The organism is Aestuariicoccus sp. MJ-SS9 (assembly GCF_032586235.1).
Taxonomy (GTDB): domain Bacteria; phylum Pseudomonadota; class Alphaproteobacteria; order Rhodobacterales; family Rhodobacteraceae; genus Aestuariicoccus.
Genome location: NZ_JAWHTD010000006.1, coordinates 39,161 through 56,974, shown reverse-complemented (window position 1 = coordinate 56,974; position 17,814 = coordinate 39,161). Strand labels below are relative to the sequence as shown.

Annotated in this window: 19 protein-coding genes; 13 read left to right on the top strand and 6 right to left on the bottom strand. The window is 64.5% G+C overall.

All coding sequences use genetic code 11. From position 1 onward, the window contains the following. Positions 1 to 18: 18 nt before the first annotated feature. From RXV88_RS06315 to RXV88_RS06305, 3 genes are all read left to right on the top strand, one after another. A complete protein-coding gene (locus RXV88_RS06315; protein WP_316291262.1) occupies positions 19 to 1,236 on the top strand; it encodes a class I SAM-dependent RNA methyltransferase in 1,218 nt (405 codons plus the stop codon). 3 nt (positions 1,237 to 1,239) lie between these two features. Further along, entirely contained in the window at positions 1,240 to 2,022 is a 783-nt protein-coding gene (locus RXV88_RS06310; RefSeq protein WP_316291261.1) for an ion transporter, read from the top strand. 79 nt (positions 2,023 to 2,101) lie between these two features. Continuing rightward, the gene (locus RXV88_RS06305) at positions 2,102 to 2,620 is read left to right on the top strand and encodes a murein L,D-transpeptidase family protein (protein ID WP_316291260.1); all 519 of its coding nucleotides are present in this window, start codon (positions 2,102 to 2,104) and stop codon (positions 2,618 to 2,620) included. A 12-nt stretch (positions 2,621 to 2,632) separates the two neighbouring features. Here RXV88_RS06305 and RXV88_RS06300 read toward each other — a convergent pair whose 3' ends face one another. Then, positions 2,633 to 3,205, bottom strand: coding sequence for a CAP domain-containing protein (locus RXV88_RS06300; RefSeq protein WP_410468803.1), 573 nt, complete (start codon positions 3,203 to 3,205; stop codon positions 2,633 to 2,635). A 165-nt stretch (positions 3,206 to 3,370) separates the two neighbouring features. Between RXV88_RS06300 and RXV88_RS06295 the strand changes: the two genes are divergently transcribed. Continuing rightward, a complete protein-coding gene (locus RXV88_RS06295) occupies positions 3,371 to 3,970 on the top strand; it encodes a L,D-transpeptidase (protein WP_316291259.1) in 600 nt (199 codons plus the stop codon). 72 nt (positions 3,971 to 4,042) lie between these two features. Here RXV88_RS06295 and hemH read toward each other — a convergent pair whose 3' ends face one another. Both hemH and RXV88_RS06285 read right to left on the bottom strand, forming a co-directional pair. Then, positions 4,043 to 5,107 (bottom strand): ferrochelatase, encoded by a 1,065-nt coding sequence (gene hemH / locus RXV88_RS06290; protein ID WP_316291258.1) that lies wholly within the window; start codon positions 5,105 to 5,107, stop codon positions 4,043 to 4,045. 54 nt (positions 5,108 to 5,161) lie between these two features. Beyond that, entirely contained in the window at positions 5,162 to 5,980 is an 819-nt protein-coding gene (locus RXV88_RS06285) for an SAM-dependent methyltransferase (RefSeq protein ID WP_316291257.1), read from the bottom strand. A gap of 29 nt (positions 5,981 to 6,009) precedes the next feature. On the opposite strand from RXV88_RS06285, the gene RXV88_RS06280 reads away from it, so the two are divergent. The 4 genes from RXV88_RS06280 to RXV88_RS06265 are packed head-to-tail and all read left to right on the top strand — an operon-like array spanning position 6,010 to position 8,287. After that, the gene (locus RXV88_RS06280) at positions 6,010 to 6,723 is read left to right on the top strand and encodes a double zinc ribbon domain-containing protein (protein WP_316291256.1); all 714 of its coding nucleotides are present in this window, start codon (positions 6,010 to 6,012) and stop codon (positions 6,721 to 6,723) included. A 39-nt stretch (positions 6,724 to 6,762) separates the two neighbouring features. Beyond that, positions 6,763 to 7,020: a glutaredoxin 3 gene (gene grxC, locus RXV88_RS06275; protein ID WP_316291255.1), complete on the top strand. Its 258-nt coding sequence runs from the start codon at positions 6,763 to 6,765 to the stop codon at positions 7,018 to 7,020. Further along, a complete protein-coding gene (locus tag RXV88_RS06270; RefSeq protein WP_316291254.1) occupies positions 7,020 to 7,853 on the top strand; it encodes a carbon-nitrogen hydrolase family protein in 834 nt (277 codons plus the stop codon). The genes grxC and RXV88_RS06270 overlap by 1 nt, the downstream gene beginning before the upstream one ends. Further along, positions 7,850 to 8,287: a MarR family winged helix-turn-helix transcriptional regulator gene (locus RXV88_RS06265; RefSeq protein ID WP_316291253.1), complete on the top strand. Its 438-nt coding sequence runs from the start codon at positions 7,850 to 7,852 to the stop codon at positions 8,285 to 8,287. The genes RXV88_RS06270 and RXV88_RS06265 overlap by 4 nt, the downstream gene beginning before the upstream one ends. 3 nt (positions 8,288 to 8,290) lie before the next feature. Here the strand turns inward: RXV88_RS06265 and ubiG are convergent, their stop codons facing one another. Further along, positions 8,291 to 9,028, bottom strand: coding sequence for a bifunctional 2-polyprenyl-6-hydroxyphenol methylase/3-demethylubiquinol 3-O-methyltransferase UbiG (gene ubiG / locus RXV88_RS06260; RefSeq protein WP_316291252.1), 738 nt, complete (start codon positions 9,026 to 9,028; stop codon positions 8,291 to 8,293). A gap of 50 nt (positions 9,029 to 9,078) precedes the next feature. Here ubiG and pip point away from each other — a divergent pair, with 50 nt between their 5' ends. The 5 genes from pip to RXV88_RS06235 all read left to right on the top strand — a co-directional run bounded on the left by pip (position 9,079) and on the right by RXV88_RS06235 (position 15,583). Beyond that, the gene (pip, locus tag RXV88_RS06255; protein WP_316291251.1) at positions 9,079 to 10,050 is read left to right on the top strand and encodes a prolyl aminopeptidase; all 972 of its coding nucleotides are present in this window, start codon (positions 9,079 to 9,081) and stop codon (positions 10,048 to 10,050) included. A gap of 65 nt (positions 10,051 to 10,115) precedes the next feature. Continuing rightward, positions 10,116 to 11,111, top strand: a complete 996-nt coding sequence (locus tag RXV88_RS06250) for an ABC transporter permease (RefSeq protein ID WP_316291250.1) — start codon at positions 10,116 to 10,118, stop codon at positions 11,109 to 11,111. Then, entirely contained in the window at positions 11,108 to 12,313 is a 1,206-nt protein-coding gene (locus RXV88_RS06245; RefSeq protein ID WP_316291249.1) for an ABC transporter permease, read from the top strand. The genes RXV88_RS06250 and RXV88_RS06245 overlap by 4 nt, the downstream gene beginning before the upstream one ends. Then, complete coding sequence (locus RXV88_RS06240; protein ID WP_316291248.1) at positions 12,310 to 13,956, top strand: ABC transporter ATP-binding protein; 1,647 nt, start codon at positions 12,310 to 12,312, stop codon at positions 13,954 to 13,956. Before RXV88_RS06245 ends, RXV88_RS06240 begins: the two co-directional genes overlap by 4 nt. Positions 13,957 to 14,029: 73 nt before the next feature. Next, positions 14,030 to 15,583 carry an ABC transporter substrate-binding protein gene (locus RXV88_RS06235; RefSeq protein ID WP_316291247.1) on the top strand — a complete coding sequence of 518 codons (1,554 nt, stop codon included), beginning with the start codon at positions 14,030 to 14,032 and terminating at the stop codon, positions 15,581 to 15,583. Positions 15,584 to 15,827: 244 nt separating this feature from the next. Here the strand turns inward: RXV88_RS06235 and hslU are convergent, their stop codons facing one another. Continuing rightward, on the bottom strand, positions 15,828 to 17,132 hold the full coding sequence (hslU, locus tag RXV88_RS06230) for an ATP-dependent protease ATPase subunit HslU (RefSeq protein ID WP_316291246.1): 1,305 nt from the start codon (positions 17,130 to 17,132) through the stop codon (positions 15,828 to 15,830). A gap of 61 nt (positions 17,133 to 17,193) precedes the next feature. Beyond that, entirely contained in the window at positions 17,194 to 17,751 is a 558-nt protein-coding gene (gene hslV / locus RXV88_RS06225) for an ATP-dependent protease subunit HslV (protein ID WP_316291245.1), read from the bottom strand. Positions 17,752 to 17,814 lie beyond the last annotated feature (63 nt).

Sequence of the window (17,814 nt, the reverse complement as noted above, 5' to 3'; positions counted from 1 at the left end):
CGGGGCAAAAGGCACGGCATGGAACGTCTTTACATTGAACGTCTGGGGCATCGGGGCGACGGGATCGCGCCGGGCCCCGTCTATGTCCCCGGCGCGCTGCCGGGCGAGGAGGTCGAGGGCGAGACGGTTGACGGCGTCATGGCCGCGCCGCGGATCGTCACGCCGTCGGATCAGCGGGTGCGCCCGCCGTGCAGCCACGCGCGGTCCTGCGGCGGCTGCCAGTTGCAGCACGCGACCCAGGCGTTCACCGCCGACTGGAAGACCGAGGTGGTGCAGCAGGCGCTGGCCGCGCATGGGCTGGAGGCGCCGCTGCGGGGCATCGTGACCTCGCCGCCGCGCTCGCGCCGCCGCGCGGTCTTTTCGGCGCGGCGCACCAAAAAGGGCGCGTTGGCCGGTTTCCACATGAAACGCTCGGACGTGATCGTCGCGGTGCCTGAGTGCCAGCTGGTGCGCCCTGCGATCGCCGCCGCGCTGCCGCTGGTCGAGGCGCTGGCGGTGGCCGGGGCCAGCCGCAAGGGCGAGATTTCGGCGCTGGTGACCGACAGCCTTGCGGGGCTCGACGTGTCGGTGACGGGGGGCAAGCCCATCGACGCCGCGCTGCGCTCGGCGCTGGCCGATCTGGCGCGCGAGTATGACCTCGCGCGGCTGAGCTGGGACGGAGAGTCGCTCTTGCGCCGCGCGCCTGCGCAGCGGATGGGCCGGGCGCAGGTCACGCCGCCGCCCGGCGCTTTCCTGCAGGCCACCTCCGAGGGCGAGGCCGCGTTGCTGAGCGGCGTCGAAGAGGCGCTGGACGGCGCCACGCGCATCGCCGATCTTTTCGCCGGATGCGGGACCTTTTCGCTGCCGCTGGCCGAAACCGCCCCGGTGCATGCGGTGGAAGGCGACGCGGCCATGCTGGCGGCGCTGGATCACGGGTGGCGCAACGCCACCGGCCTGAAACAGGTCACGCATGAGGCGCGCGACCTGTTCCGCAATCCGCTTTTGCCGGATGAACTGAAAGCCTTCGACGCCGTGGTGATAGACCCGCCACGCGCCGGGGCGGCGGCGCAGGTGGCGCAGATCGCCGAGGCCCGCGTGCCACGGGTCGCCCATGTGTCCTGCAACCCGGTGACCTTCGCCCGCGACAGCGCGGCGCTGGTCGCGGGCGGGTACGCGCTGGAGTGGGTGCAAGTGGTTGACCAATTCCGCTGGTCCACCCATGTGGAACTGGTCGCCGCGCTGCGTTTCAAAGGATAGTCCATGCCGTTTCGCCAAAAACTCGACCGGTTTCTCGACCGCAACATCGTGCGCAACACGATCATCGGAGTGATCATCTTCAACGCCGTTCTGTTGGGGCTCGAGACATCGGACCAGGTGATGCAGGCGGTCGGCCCGCTGATCCTGCTGCTGGACAGCCTGTGCCTTGCGGTCTTCGTGGCCGAGATCGCCGCCAAGCTGGTGGCGCGCGGAGCGGGGTTCTTCCGCAATGGCTGGAACATCTTCGATTTCGTGATCGTCGGGATCGCGTTGGTGCCCGCCGGTCAGGGCTTTGCGGTGCTGCGGGCGTTGCGCATCCTGCGGGTGCTGCGGCTGGTGTCGGCCACGCCGCGCCTGCAAAGGGTGGTCGAGGGCTTTGTCACAGCGTTGCCGGGCATGGGCAGCGTGTTCCTGCTGATGGCGCTGATCTTTTACATCGGGGCGGTCATGGCGACCAAGCTATTCGGCGACGCCTTCCCGGACTGGTTCGGCGATCTGGGCACCTCGGCCTATACGCTGTTTCAGATCATGACGCTGGAATCCTGGTCCATGGGCATCGTCCGCCCGGTGATGGAGGCCTTCCCCTACGCCTGGGCCTTCTTCGTGCCGTTCATCATGGTCACGACCTTTGCGGTGGTGAACCTGCTGGTCGGTCTGATCGTGAACTCGATGCAGGACGCCCATGCCGAAGAGGCCAACGCCGCCACCGGAAGCTACCGCGACGAGGTGCTGGCCCGGCTGGAGGCAATCGAAAAGCGGCTGGAATGCAACTCTGCCCGGAAATGACGCGGCGCCTTGTATGCGAACCGCTGAAAAAATGATATGAGCCGCCCAAAACAAGAGCAAACGTGGTTGGGCAGTGATCATGTACACGAAACGGTGGATTGTTCTGTCGGCGCTGTCGGTCGCCGTTTCGGGCTGCGCGGCGCAGTCGGTTCCGATCCCGTCGACCAAATCGTCGGGCTATCGCGGGCCCAAGGTGACGCGGGTCGTCGTCATGAAGGACCGGCGGCGGCTCTATCTGCTGAACGGCAAGAATGTCCTGCGGCAGTACAACATCGGTCTGGGCTTTGCCCCCGAGGGTGACAAGAAGGTGCGGGGCGACGGCAAGACGCCCGAGGGGCACTACATCATCAACCGCCGCAATCCCAACAGCCGCTATTACCTCAGCCTCGGGATTTCCTATCCCAACGCCAGGGACATTGCCGAGGCGCGGGCGCTGGGCCGGGATCCGGGGGGCGACATCTTTATCCACGGGCGGCCCAAGGAATATTCCGACGGCGGGCGCGACTGGACCTGGGGCTGCATCGCGGTGACCGATAGGCACATGCGCGAGATTTACGCGATGGTGGAAACCGGAACGCCGATCAGCATCTACCGCTGACAGCGGCGTGACCTAAAGGTTGCTCGATTCGATGGCGTTTGCCGCGACATCCGCGACCGAGGACGAGATCGGCGCGCGATCGGGCGTGCCGGTGACCAGGGTCCACCAGATCTTGCCGTTGGGTTCCTGATACCACGCAAAGCCCATTTCCTTTGCCTTGCTGTCCAGAACGACGGCCCGGGTTGTCGGGTCCTCCATCCATGCGGCCAGGGTCTCGAGCTCGGTCTCGTAGGTTTCCGATATCGCCTCGCTGACCAGACGGCCCTCGTATCCGACGCGCTGCACCCGGTCGATGGGCGACGATCCGTCCGACCCGAAGTGCCACGGGCGGTTCTGCACCGACATATCGCGCGAATGAGTCGCGGCAGCGGCGTTTAGCTTGGCATCGAGCGACAGGGCGGGCGCCCCGGCGGCGCTGCGCAGCGCATTGATCGCGTCCAGCATCCGAAACTGGATCCGCCCGGTGTCTTCGGAGCCAATTCGATACCCACCGACGCGCGACTGCCCGCCTCCGTTATACGAAGCGGTCGTACAGCCCATGAGAACAACGGAAATCAGGGCGAAAATGAACGAGAGGCGGGTCATGGTAATTTGCCAGTGCATTAGAGACTGGTCTGACTTACCTTGCCTGACGTGGCTTATCAAACCCACATCGGCGTGAGCCTGCCAATCCACGGGGGTTTGATTTGCGACTGCGGCATTCGAGCCATATTATGTTAGCTAAATCGTGATTCCGTAAGGAGCGTTGCCATGAGTACCCAGAACCGTAACCGTTTCGGCCGCCGGGCCTTCCTGGCCGGATCGGCCGCGCTGCTTGGAACACCGTCGATCGCGCAGGCCATCGATGGAGAGGGCACCACCGAGGTCGAGCGCGACCTGAGCCGCGTGGTCAAGCGCAACATCTCGAGCTTCCGGTCGCTCGACTGGCAGCCGTATTTCAGCAACCTGAGAAACGGGGCGATCCTGGTCGATATCGACTCGCGCGCGCTGCACTTCTGGAACGAGGATGGGCGGTATTTCCTTTACCCCTCGTCTGTGCCGCTGACCGAGGATCTGACGCGCCGCGGCCGCACCAGGGTGATCCGAAAGGTCGAAGGGCCCAGCTGGCGCCCGACCCCGGCGATGCGCAAGCGCAATCCCGAATGGCCGGAGTTCGTAGGCCCGGGGCCGGACAATCCGCTGGGCAGCCATGCGCTCTATCTCAGCTGGACCTACTACCGCATCCACGGCACCCACGACACGCGCAAGATCGGGCGGCGGTCGTCGAACGGATGCATCGGTCTTTACAACGAACACATCGCGCAGCTGTTCGGCATGGCCAAGATCGGCACGCAGGTGCTTCTGATCTGACCTTTGGTTAATGGACATGAAAAAGGCGGTGCCGCGGCACCGCCTTTTTTGATTCCGGAGAGGGTGAGAGCGTCAGCCCATCCAGCCTTCGAGGTTCTCGTCGATCACCGCGCAGAGCGCCTTGATATGCGCATCGTCGTCGTTGAGGCAGGGGATATAGGTGAAATGCTCGCCCCCGGCCTCTTCAAAGCTTTCCTTGATCTCTTCGTTGATCTCTTCCAGCGTCTCGATGCAATCGGCCGAGAAGGCGGGCGCGCAGACGGCGATGTTCTTCTTGCCTTCTTCCTCGGCCAGCCGCGCGACCTCTTCCACCGTATAGGGCTTCAGCCATTCCTCGGGGCCAAAGCGGGACTGGAAGGTGGTGCAGATCTCGGTGTCGTCCCAGCCCAGCCGTTCCTTCAGCAGGCGCGTCGTCTTCTGGCACTGGCAATGGTAGGGATCGCCCTCCATCAGATAGCGTTTCGGCACGCCGTGGTAGGAACAGACCAGGATGTCAGGGCGGGTTTCCATCTTGGCATAGGCGGTCTCGATCGACTGGGCCAGCGCCTCGATATAAAGCGGATGTTCGTAATAGGGATCGACGGTGCGGACCGTCGGCTGCCATTTCTCGTCCATCAGCGCGCGAAAGAACTGGTCGTTCGCGGTGGCCGAGGTGGCCCCGGCGTAATGCGGGTAAAGCGGGAAGAAGAGGATCTTGCGGCAACCCGCCTCGACCATTTCCCGCACCTTGGATTTGGTCGACGGATTGCCGTAGCGCATGCAGAAATCCACCATCACCCGGTCGCCGTGTTCCTGCTGCATGGTCTGGGCGACCTTGGCGGTTTGCGCCTTGGTGATGGTCATCAGCGGGCTTTCGCCCTGATCCTCGTTCCAGATCGACTTGTACGCCTCGCCCGAGCTGAAGGGGCGTTTGGTCAGGATCACCAGCTGCAGCAGCGGCTGCCAGAGCCAGGGCGAATAGTCGATGACGCGGCGGTCCGACAGGAATTCGTTCAGATAGCGGCGCATCGACCAATAGTCGTAATTGTCCGGCGTGCCGAGGTTGGCCAGCAGGATACCGATCTTGGCGGCGGGGACCTTGGGGTGGTCGGTGGGCGCGTGCGCGGGCCTGACGGCGGATTTCGTAGCGTCCAGCATGGGCATGTCCTTGGGATTCGATTTCTGGGGTAAGTAACGCCTCAGACGCCCCGGTCAATCTTTGAGCTTGGTTTCGCGGGCCCCGAGCGCGTCGGCCAGCCGCGCCGTGGCCGACCCGGGGCGCAGCGGCTGGGGTTGCCCGGCGGCGGGGGCCCAGCCGGTCAGGGTGATGATTTCGAAGGTCGCGGGGATGCGCCCGTCCTGCCCGAAGCTTTGGGCATAAAGCTCGGCCGCGCGCAGCAGAACCGCGCGCCGCGTCGGGTGCCGCAGCCGCTGGGACAGCGCGTTGGTCTCGCCCATGGCGCGCAGGTCGCGCATCAGGTGCAGCGCGCTGTCGTAGCTGGCGGTCAGGCTTTGCGCATCCGCCACCGGCAGCGCCAGCCCGGCCCGTTGCAGCAAAGCGCCCAGATCGCGGATCTCGCCCATGGGCGCGACACGCGGCGACAGCCCGCCCGTAACCTCGATCTCGGCCTGGCCCAGGGCCGCGCGCAATTCGTGCAAGGTCTGGCCGCCGAAGGCGATGGTCAGCAGCAGCCCGTCGGGCTGCAGCGCCCGTCGGCACTGGATCAGCTGGCCCACCGGATCGTTGGCCCAATGCAGGCCAAGCGCATGGATCACCAGATCATGCGCCCCCTCGGACAGCGCCAGCACGTCGTCATCGGCAACAAGCGTCACGCCAGGCAGGACATCCGCCCAGACCTGGGGGAAAGGCGTCACGACGGCGGGCGCCGTAAAGGCCCTGTTAACCATCGAGAGCCGATCCTGCGCATCGTCCCGCGCAATTTCGTGCAGGAAGAGCGCGGGGTCGCGCGCGGCGCGGGCCCGGTGCAGCGCAAGCGCCGTGCGGTCGGTCAGAAGCGGGGTCTCAGCCATGAGGTGGACATAGTTTGTGGGCACAGCGGTTGCAAACGGCGGTTCAGCTTGTCTACCCGCCGCGATGTCTGGCCTGTGGCGGGCTGGTGGACAGCGACTTTGGCCTCTGCGCCGAATGTTGGCGTGAGACGCCGTTCATCGCGGGGCTGGTCTGTGACCTCTGCGGCACGCCGCTGCCGGGCGCGTCGGACCGGGCGGAACATTGCGACGAATGCCTGCGCATCGCACGGCCCTGGGCGCAGGGGCGCGCGGCGCTGCTTTATGAGGGTACGGCGCGGCGCATGGTGCTGGCGCTGAAGCATGGCGACCGGCAGGATATCGTGGCGCCCGCGGTGCGCTGGATGGCGATGGCGGCCCGCCCGATCCTGCGCCCGGAGATGATCGTGGTGCCCATCCCTTTGCACCTGCGGCGGCTGGTGGCCCGGCGCTATAACCAATCGGCGCTGCTGGCGCGGGCGCTGGCCGTGTCCGAGGGGCTGGAATGGTCGGCCGATGCGCTTGTGCGCACGGCGCATACGCCAAAGCTCGACGGTCGGTCGCGGGACGACCGCTTTGCCATGCTGGACGGCGTCCTGCGCCCGCATCCCCGGCGCGGCGGCGTTCTGCGCGGGCGCGAGGTGCTGTTGGTCGATGATGTGATGACCACCGGCGCGACCTTTGCGGCCGCGGCCGAGGCCTGTCATGCAGCCGGTGCAACGCGGGTATCCGTTGCGGCAATGGCACGCGTTGCAAAGGATGCTTAAATTCGGGAAAAGGCGACAAGGCCGTAAAGGACACCCGGAATGCAAACTGTCGAAATCTACACATCGCCCCTCTGCGGGTTCTGCCACGCGGCCAAGCGTCTGCTCACCCAGAAGGGCGTCAGCTTTGCCGAGTTCGACGTTCTGGCCGATCCGGCGAAAAAGCCCGAGATGCTGCAGCGCGCCAATGGCCGCCGCACGGTTCCGCAGATCTTTGTCGGCGAAACCCATGTCGGCGGCTGCGACGAGCTTTATGCGCTTGAACGGTCGGGCAAGCTTGACCCGCTGTTGCAGGGCTGATGCGCGCCGCGCTGCTTCAACTGACCTCGTCCGATGACCCGGGCAAGAACCTCCGGGTCGTGTCGGAAATGTTGCGGCACGCGAAATCCGAGGGCGCGGGATTCGTCCTGACGCCCGAGGTGACCAACTGCGTGTCGCAGAGCCGCAAGCGGCAAGAGGCGGTGTTGCAGACCGAAGCGGACGACATCGTGCTGGCCGGGCTGCGCGACGACGCGGCGCGGCTGGGCATCTGGGTGCTGGCGGGGTCGCTGGCGCTTTTGGCCGATCCGCCCGAGACGCGTTTCGTGAACCGGTCGTTCCTGATCGGGCCGGATGGCGAGATCGCCGCGCGCTATGACAAGATGCATATGTTCGACGTGTCGGTATCGGAGGCCGAAACCTACCGCGAATCGGCCGGGTATGCGCCGGGCAGCCAGGCGGTGATCGCCGACACGCCCTTCGGCCGGATCGGCATGACGGTCTGTTACGACGTCCGTTTCCCTTACCTCTACCGTGCCCTGGCGCAGGCGGGCGCGGAGATCATGACCGTGCCCTCGGCGTTCTCACCCGCCACCGGCCCGATGCATTGGGAGCCGCTGCTAAGGGCGCGGGCGATCGAAACCGGCAGCTATGTTCTGGCCCCGGCGCAGACCGGTCAACATCCGGCGGTCATGGGCAAGAGCCGCACGACCTACGGCCACTCGCTGGCGGTGTCGCCCTGGGGCGAGGTGCTTTGCGACGGCGGGCGCGGGTGGGGCACATCCTTTTTCGATATCGACACCTCGAAGGTGGCCGAGGCGCGCCGCAAGATCCCGTCGCTGACCCACGACCGAACATTCGACGGCCCGGCATGAGCGACAGCAATTCCCTCGCCATATCGCTTTTCAGCGAGCTTCTGACAGCCGACCAGCTGATGCGCGCGCGGCTGACCAAGGCGATGCCCAACCGGATGGAAATCTCGCATTTCTCGGTGCTGAACCAGTTGTCGCGCGCCGGGGCGGAACGGACCCCGGCCCAATTGGCGCGCAGCTTTCACGTCACTCGCGGGGCGATGACCAATACCTTGGCCAAGCTCGAGACCGCGGGTTATGTCCACATCCGCCCGGATTGGGACGATGCAAGGCGCAAGCTGGTGTCGATCAGCCCCGCCGGCGCGCGCGCCCACGAGGCGGCGCTTGCCGCGATCACGCCGCTGATCACCGAGATGGTCGACGATCTGGGCGAGGCCAAGATCCGCGCCGCGCTGCCGGTGCTGCGCGAACTGCGGGTCAAGCTGGACGAAGGCTGAGCGTTACGGGTTCAGCGCGGCGGTGACGTAATTGACGCTCAGATCGCGGGTGGAGATGCGCCAGTCCCAGGTGATAGGATTGAACTGAAATCCTTTGCGGTCGACCGGAGTCATGCCCGCGCGGGTCAGCAGATCGTAAAGCTCGTCCGGGGTGATGAATTTCTTCCAGTCGTGCGTGCCTCTGGGCAGCCAGCGCATCACGTATTCCGCCCCGACGATCACGGCGGCAAAGCTTTGCGGCGTGCGGTTGACCGTCGAACACAGGTGCAGCCCACCCGGTTTCAGCAGCCTTTGGCAGGCGCTGAGGAAGGCCAGCGGATCGGCGACATGCTCGATCACCTCCATGTTCAGCACCACGTCGAAATTCTCGCCCGTGTCGGCCAGGGCCTCGGCGGTGCTGTGACGGTAGTCGATGGTCAGGCCGGATTGCGCGGCATGGGCACGGGCGACGGCAATGTTGCCCTCGGCGGCGTCGACGCCCACCACGGTGGCCCCGAGCCGTGCCATAGGTTCGCACAAGAGCCCGCCACCGCAGCCGATATCGAGAATGCGCAGCCCCTCGAACGGCATCGTCTGCCGCAAATCGCGGTCGAATTCACCGGCGATCTGCGTGGTGATGTAATCCAGCCGGCAGGGGTTGAGCATGTGCAGCGGCTTGAACTTGCCCTCGGGATCCCAGACCTCAGCGGCCATGGCCTCGAATTTGGCGACTTCGCCGGGGTCGACGGTTGTTGTGCTCATGGCTCAATTTCTCATGGTCATTGACGCGCAAGACCCAATATAGAGAGGATATGGACAAATACCCGAGCCAAAAGCGCGCAGTGCAGTATCTCTATCCTCCCATCGACCCTTTCGACCAGCGTATGATGGACGTGGGCGACGGGCACTCGATCTATGTCGAGCAATGCGGCAACCCCGAGGGCATCCCGGTGATCGTGCTGCATGGCGGCCCCGGGGGCGGGTGCAGCCCGGCGATGCGGCGCTACTTCGACCCCAAGGTTTACCGCGTCGTGCTGTTCGACCAGCGCGGCTGCGGGCGGTCGCGGCCCCATGCCAGCGTCAAGGACAACACCACCTGGCACCTGGTGCGCGACATCGAGGCGATCCGCGAGGCGCTGGGCATCGAGCGGTTCATCGTCTTCGGCGGCAGCTGGGGCGCGACGCTGTCGCTGATCTATGCCATCAGCCATCCCGACCGTGCCGCGCAGCTGGTGCTGCGCGGGGTCTTCATGATGACCCAGGTCGAGCTCGACTGGTTCTATGGCGGCGGCGCGGGGCAGTTCTGGCCCGAACCCTGGGCGCGGTTCGTCGATCTGATCCCCGAGGACGAGCGCGGCGATCTGATCGCGGCCTATCACCGGCGGCTTTTCAGCGGCGATCTGCGGATCGAGACGAAATTCGCGCGCGCCTGGTCTTCGTGGGAAAATGCCCTGGCCTCGGTCTATTCCAGCGGGCAGGGCGGCGAGGCGCCGGGCGAGTACGCGCGCGCCTTCGCGCGGCTCGAGAACCACTATTTCACCCATTCGGGGTTCCTGGACGAGGACGGCTGGATCCTCAAGAACGCGGGTGTTCTGCGGGATATTCCCGGCGTGATCGTGCAGGGCCGGTACGACATGATCTGCCCGCCGCAGCGCGCGTGGGAGCTGGCCCGCGCCTGGCCCAATGCCGATCTGCGGATGATCCGGAACGCCGGTCACGCCCTGTCGGAACCGGGTATCAGCGCCGAGCTCGTGCGCGTGATGGACCAGATTGCCGAGCAATAGGGTTTACAGACCGGTCTGGAACGTTAACCTGCCAGCATCGTTTGCAAAGGACCCGATAGAACCCAGTGTCATCCGTTCTGAGAATCATCCTTCAACGGCTCGCGCTCGGGCTATTGACGCTCTTTATCGTTTCCATCGTGATCTTCACCGCGGTGAACATGCTGCCGGGTGACTTTGCGCAGGCCATTCTGGGGCAGGGCGCCACACCCGAAGCGGTCGAAGCGATCCGCCGGGACCTCGGCCTCGATCAGCCGCCGGTGACGCGATATCTGCAATGGCTCGGCGGCGCGTTGCAGGGCGATCTGGGGAATTCCTTTGCGCAGGCCAACTTTGCGAGCTTTGTGGGGTCGGAGTCAGGTACGCGGACCACGGTGGCCGCGCAGATCGCGCCACGCTTTGCCAATACGATGTTCCTGGCCGGGGTCACCGCGGCGATCGCGGTGCCGTTCTCGGTCGCGCTGGGGGTGCTGGCCGCGCTCTACCGCAACACGGTGTTCGACCGGGCGACCAATATCTTCACGCTCAGCTCGATCTCGTCGCCGGAGTTTTTCCTGGCCTACATCCTGATCCTGTTCCTGGCGGTGCTGAACCCCTGGCTGCCGTCGCTCAGTAACATCTTCGAGGGTATGTCCTTTGGCGAGCGATTGGAAAAGACGCTGCTGCCGGCATTGACGCTGACGCTGGTGGTGACGGCGCACATGATGCGCATGACCCGCGCGGCGATCATCAACCTGCTGGCCAGCCCCTATATCGAGATGGCGCGCCTCAAGGGGATCAATCCGATGCGGGTGATCGTGCATCACGCCCTGCCCAACGCGCTGGCCCCGATCATTAACGTGATCGCGCTGAATCTGGCGTATCTGATCACCGGCGTGGTCGTGGTCGAGGTGGTCTTTGTCTATCCCGGGATCGGGCAGCTCTTCGTAGACAGCGTGAAAATCCGTGACATTCCGGTGGTGCAGGCCTGCTGCCTGATCTTCGCCGCCGCCTATATCCTGCTGAACCTGATGGCCGATATCCTGTCGATCCTGTCCAACCCGCGTCTGAGGCACCCGAAATGAGCGTTTGGACGATCCTCGTACTGGTCATCGGCGGGTCGCTGCTGGGCGGCTGGCTGTTCCGCAAGGCGGGGCAGCAGGCCACCGGGAACAAGCCCTTCTTCCGCGACATGCCGTTCGGCGTCGCCTTCGGCTATGTCTTCGGCGCGGCGATCCTGTTCTGGGTCGTCTACACCTACATCCTGGCCCGGACGCTGCCGCAGCCCGACGCCAACAAGTACTTCTTCTTCCGCATCGCGATCGAGGGCTTCATCCTCTTTTCCATCGTCGCATGGCTGTTTCGTCAGGCCGGCCGGTCGGTGGGCACACCCCTGACGCGCAAGCTCTTCCGGCAGATGCCGCTGACCGCCAGCTTCGGGCTGCTGGTGATCCTTGCCTATGCCTTCGTGTCGATCTTTGCCGGTGTGCTCGCGCCTTACGGGCAGGAACAGATCATCCCCGGTGTCGCCGCCAATATTCCGCCGGGCGGCGATCCGGCGATGGGCGGCAACCCGGATTTCCCGCTGGGCACCGACCAGATCGGCCGCGATATCCTGTCCCGCCTGATCTACGGCGCGCAGAACACCGTGGGCATCGCCTTTGCCACGACCTGTCTTGCGTTCTTCATCGGCGGGTCGCTGGGGCTCTTGGCGGCGACGCTGCAGGGCTGGCTGGATCAGGTTCTTTCCCGCGCGGTGGATGTGCTGATGGCGATCCCGTCGCTGATCTTTGCGCTGCTGCTGATGACCATCGCCAGCGCCTGGGCAGGGTCGGAGCGCTGGCTGCTGACGATCTACATGGTGCTCATCATCGCGGTGATCGATTCGACCCGCGTCTTCCGTCTGGCCCGCGCGGTGGGGCTGAACATCGTCGTGATGGATTACATCGAGGCCGCCAAGCTGCGCGGCGAGGGGCTGAATTACCTGATCTTCAAAGAAATCCTGCCCAACGCCACCGCCCCGCTGCTGGCGGAATTCGGGCTGCGCTTCTGCTTCGTGTTCCTGACCATCGCATCGCTGTCGTTCCTCGGCGTGGGCATCCAGCCGCCGCTGGCCGACTGGGGCACCATGGTGCGCGACCTGGCGCAGTTCATCAACTTCGCGGCCTTCGCGCCGCAGGTCGCCGCCGCGCCGCTGCTGGCGGCGGGGGCCATCGCGCTCTTGACCGTGGGGGTGAATTTCGTGGTCGACTGGATGCTGCACCGCAGTTCGGGGCTAAAGGAATGAGCCGTCTTCTGACAATGAAGGACGTCCATATCGAGGGCCGGTCCGACGAGGTCTGGTCCCCGATCATCAAGGGCGTCGATCTGCATCTCGACAAGGGCGAGGTGCTGGGCCTGATCGGCGAATCCGGCGCGGGCAAGTCCACGCTGGGGCTGGCCTCGATGGGGTTCTGCCGCGACGGCGTGCGCATTTCCAGCGGCAGCGTGGAATTCGACGGGATCGACCTGCTGGCCGCCAGCGCCGAGGTCAAGCGCGGCCTTCTGGGCAAGCGCATCGCCTATGTGGCGCAATCCGCCGCCGCCAGCTTTAACCCGGCGCACAAGCTGATCGACCAGCACACCGAAGGCCCGGTGCAGCACGGCGTCATGAGCCGCGCCGAAAGCGAGGCGGACGGGATCGAGCTGTACCGTAAGCTGCGCCTGCCCAATCCCGACGAGATCGGCTTTCGCTATCCGCACCAGGTGTCGGGCGGTCAGCTGCAGCGCGCGATGACGGCGATGGCCATGTCCTGTCGTCCCGATCTGATCATCTTTGACGAACCGACCACGGCGCTGGATGTGACCACCCAGATCGAGGTGCTGGCCAGCATCCGCGACATCGTCGAGGAATACGACACCGCCGCGATCTACATCACCCACGACCTGGCGGTCGTGGCGCAGATGGCCGACCGCATCAAGGTGTTGCTCAAGGGCGACGAGGTCGAAGAGGCCGACACCCGCGAGATGCTCGCCCATCCGAAAGAGGATTACACCAAAAGCCTCTGGGCCGTGCGCGAATTCAAACGCCCGCAGAAGCCGGCGGTGCATACCGGGGCGACGCCCGTCGTATCGGTGCAGAACGTCACCGCCGCCTATGGCAAAGTCGACGTGCTGCACGACGTCAGCTTTGACATCCACGAAGGCCGCACCGTCGCCGTGGTGGGCGAATCCGGGTCGGGCAAATCCACCACCGCGCGCTGCATCACCGGGCTCTTGCCGCCGCGCAAGGGGGTGATCGAATTCGACGGCGTGGCCCTGCCGCTCGATTACCGCAAGCGCAACAAGATGCAGCTGCGGCAGGCGCAGATGATCTATCAGATGGCCGACACCGCGCTGAACCCGCGCAAGACCATCGGCGAACTCATCGGCCGGCCGGTGCAATTCTACATGGGCCTGACCGGCAAGGAGAAACGAAAGCGGGTCGAAGAGCTGCTGGAAGAGATCGAGCTTCCGGCCAGCCAGTATATCGACCGTCTGCCGTCCGAGCTTTCGGGCGGGCAGAAACAGCGCATCGGCATCGCCCGCGCGTTGGCCGCCGAGCCGCGGTTCATCATCTGCGACGAGGTCACCTCGGCGCTCGACCAGCTGGTGGCCGAGGGAATCCTCCGCCTGCTGGCCCGGCTGCAGGACGAATTGAAGCTCAGCTACATGTTCATCACGCACGACCTGGCGACGGTGAAATCCATCGCCGACGAGGTGGTCGTGATGAAGGATGGCGAAGTGGTGGAACAGGGGCCCAAGGTGGACATGTTCAAGCCGCCGCACCACCCCTATACCGACCTGCTGCTCAGCTCGGTACCCGAGATGGATCCGGACTGGCTGACAAATCTTCTGACGGAACGCGGAGTTGATAACATCGGCGACGCCGCCGTTGATAAGATGGGATGAGAATCACCCGGCCCGGGCCGGGGGACAAGAACGCAGGATCAGCCTGCACATAGACAAATCAGGGAGAATGACCATGAGACATATCAGCAGACGCGGACTGCTCAAGACCGGCGCCGCCGCCGGTGTTCTGGCCGCCAGCGGCCTGCCGCTGCGCGCGCAGGCCAAGCGCGGCGGCCGCCTGCGGGCGGGCCTTTCGGGCGCCAACACATCCGACAGCTGGGACGGGCGCACGCATTCCGACCTCTTCATGATCGCCAGTGCCCAGGGCACGGTGTTCGACAGCCTGACCGAGGTTGCCGCCGACGGCAGCCTGCGCGGCGAGCTGGCCACCGACTGGGAGGCCACGCCGGACGCCAAGACCTGGACCTTCAACCTGCGTCAGGGCGTGACCTTCCACAACGGCAAAGCCTTCGGCGCCGACGACGTGATCGCGTCGCTGCAGATGCACGTGGCCGAGGGCGCGAAATCCGCCGCCCAGCCCATCGTCTCGGCCATCACCGAGATGAAGAAGGTCACCGATCATCAGGTGCAGTTCACGCTCGAGGCCGGCAACGCCGACTTCCCCTATCTGATGTCGGATTACCATATCCTGATGTACCCGGCGGGCCAGATCGAAGAGGCCATCGCCAATGGCATCGGCACCGGCATGTACAAGGTCTCGAGCTTCGAGCCCGGCGTGCGCATGGTCGCCACCCGCGTCGACAGCCACTACAAGGACGGTGAGGCCGGCTGGTTCGACGAGGTCGAATATATCGCGATCAATGACAACACCGCCCGTATGAACGCGCTGATGACCGGTCAGGTGGATGCGATCAACCGGATCGACTTCAAGACCGAAGCGCTCCTGCGCGCCAACCCGATGATCCGCATCCAGGAAGTGACGGGCAACCAGCAATACACCTTCCCGATGCTGACCAACGTTGCCCCGTTCAACGATGTGAACGTGCGCAAGGCGCTGAAATACGCGGTCAACCGGCAGGAAATGGTCGACAAGATCCTGCTGGGTCATGGACGGGTCGGTAACGACACGCCGATCGGGCCGGCCAATCAGTATTTCGCCGACGAGCTCGAGCAAACGACCTATGATCCGGACAAGGCCAAGTTCTACCTGAAAGAGGCAGGTCTGTCGTCGCTCGACATCGACCTTTCGGCGTCGAACGCCGCCTTCGAAGGGGCCGTGGACGCGGCGCAGCTCTACCAGGCTTCGGCCAAGGCCTGCGGCATCAACATCAACGTCGTTCAGGAACCGGCGGATGGTTACTGGTCCAACGTCTGGCTGAAAAAGCCCTGGTGCGCCTGCTACTGGTCAGGCCGGGCGACCGAGGACTGGATGTTCGCCACCGCCTACGAGGAAGGCGTGCCGTGGAACGACACGCAATGGGACAGCGAGGACAGCGCCCGATTCCAGGAATTGCTGCTGTTGGGCCGTAAGGAACTGGACAGCGCCAAGCGCAGCGAGATCTACACCGAGATGCAGATGATCCTGCGCGACGAGGGCGGCGTCGTGCTCCCGATGTTCGCCAACTACGTGCAGGCGGTCAGCAACAAGGTGTCCAACCCCGAAACGGTCGGCAACCTCTGGCAGATGGACAACGGCCGCATGGCCGAACGGTGGTGGATGGCATAAGCCTCGCTCAGAGTCCGGAAACGAAGCGCCCCGCTCAAAAGGCGGGGCGTTTTGCATCTGAGCACCACTCGCCTATTCGCAAACGGTATCGCGAACGCCGCCGTCGGAAGCCTCCGGCGGGAGTATTTTCACCAAGAAGAAGACAGGGGCGTCTTTCTGCTTCTTCTTGGCGGAAATACTCCGGGGGCGTGGGGGCTGGCCCCCACTTGAACCAGCGTGTGGGGCCTGGCCCCACGGACGCACGTTACAGCACGTAGCGGCTCAGATCGGCAGAGCGGGTCAGCTCGCCAAGGTGCGTTTCGACGAAGGCGGCATCGACGGTCACATGATCGCCGGCCTTGTCGGGCGCGGTAAAGCTCAGCTCTTCGAAAACGCGTTCCATCACCGTGTAAAGACGCCGTGCGCCGATGTTCTCGACCGATTGGTTCACATCCGCGGCGATCTTGGCCAGAGCGGCGATGCCGTCTTCGGTAAAGGTGACGGTCACCTCTTCGGTGGCCATCAACGCCGTGTATTGCCGGGTCAGGGCGTTGTCGGTTTCGGTCAGGATACGCACGAAATCCTCTTCGGTCAGGGCGCGCAGGTTCACCCGGATGGGCAGGCGGCCCTGCAATTCCGGCAGCAGGTCGGACGGCTTGGCGATGTGAAACGCGCCCGAAGCGATGAAGAGGATATGGTCGGTCTTGACCGGCCCGTGCTTGGTGCTGACGGTGGTGCCTTCGATCAGCGGCAGCAAGTCGCGCTGGACCCCTTCGCGGCTGACATCGGCGCCGCGCGCATCGGAACGGGCGGTCACCTTGTCGATTTCGTCGAGAAAGACAATCCCGTTCTGTTCGACAGTGTCCAGGGCGGTTTGCTTGACCACTTCGTCGTCCAGAAGCTTGTCCGCCTCTTCCGAGATCAGGATGTCGTAGCTTTCGGCCACGGTCATTTTCTTGCGCGCGGTCCGACCGCCGAAGGCTTTGCCGAAAATGTCGCCGAGGTTCATCATCCCCATCTGGCCGGGCTGGCCGGGGATGTCCATCTGAGGGAAAGGGCTGGCGTTATCGGCCACGTCCAGTTCGATGATCGTGTCGTCCAGATCGCCCGCCTTGAGTTTCTTGCGGAACATCTCGCGCGTGCCTTCGCGTGCGTCTTCTCCGGCAATGGCGGCGATCACGCGATCCTCGGCAGCCTTGTAGGCCGCGGCTTTTACGTCCTCACGCATGTGCTCGCGGGTCTGAACGATCGCGGCATCCACGAGGTCGCGGACGATCTGCTCTACATCGCGGCCGACATATCCGACCTCGGTGAACTTGGTGGCTTCGACCTTGATGAAAGGCGCGCGCGCCAGTCTGGCGAGGCGACGGCTGATCTCGGTTTTGCCGACGCCGGTCGGGCCAATCATCAGGATGTTCTTGGGATACACCTCATCGCGCAGATCGTCGCTGAGCTGCCTGCGCCGCCAGCGGTTACGCAGCGCAACTGCGACAGCCCGCTTCGCGTCTTTCTGGCCGATGATGAATCGGTCAAGCTCGGATACGATCTCGCGGGGGGTGAGGTCGGTCATGTCGATTGTCTCCGGTCGCAAAAATCTTCCAAGATTTTTGACAAGAATTTTCGAAAAATTCTTAGCCGCCGATGGATTCGACGGTCAGGTTTCCGTTGGTGTAGACGCAAATGTCGGCGGCGATGGCCATGGCGCGGCGCGCGATGGTTTCGGCGTCCAGATCGCTGTCCATCAGTGCACGTCCTGCGGCAAGGGCATAATTGCCACCCGATCCGATGGCGGTCACGTCATGTTCGGGTTCAAGCACGTCTCCGGCCCCGGTGATGACGTAAAGCTCGGCGCCGTCGGAGACGATCAGCATGGCCTCCAGCTTTTGCAGATATTTGTCCGTGCGCCAATCCTTCGCCAGTTCGACGCTTGCGCGCTGCAACTGACCGGGGGTGGCCTCCAGCTTGGCTTCCAGCCGTTCCAGCAGGGTGAAGGCGTCGGCGGTGGAGCCGGCAAATCCCGCCACCACGTCGTAGCCTCCGGGCGAGATTCGGCGCACCTTGCGCGCGGTTCCCTTGATCACGGTTTGCCCCAGGCTGACCTGACCGTCGCCGGCGATAACGACTCGACCGCTCTTGCGAACGCCTATGATGGTCGTGCCGTGCCAGCCGGGAAAGTCTTTCTCGCTCATATTTACGTCCTTTTTCCTATGGCCGCATATGGGGGCTGGACATTGGTCGCGCAAGGCGGTCGC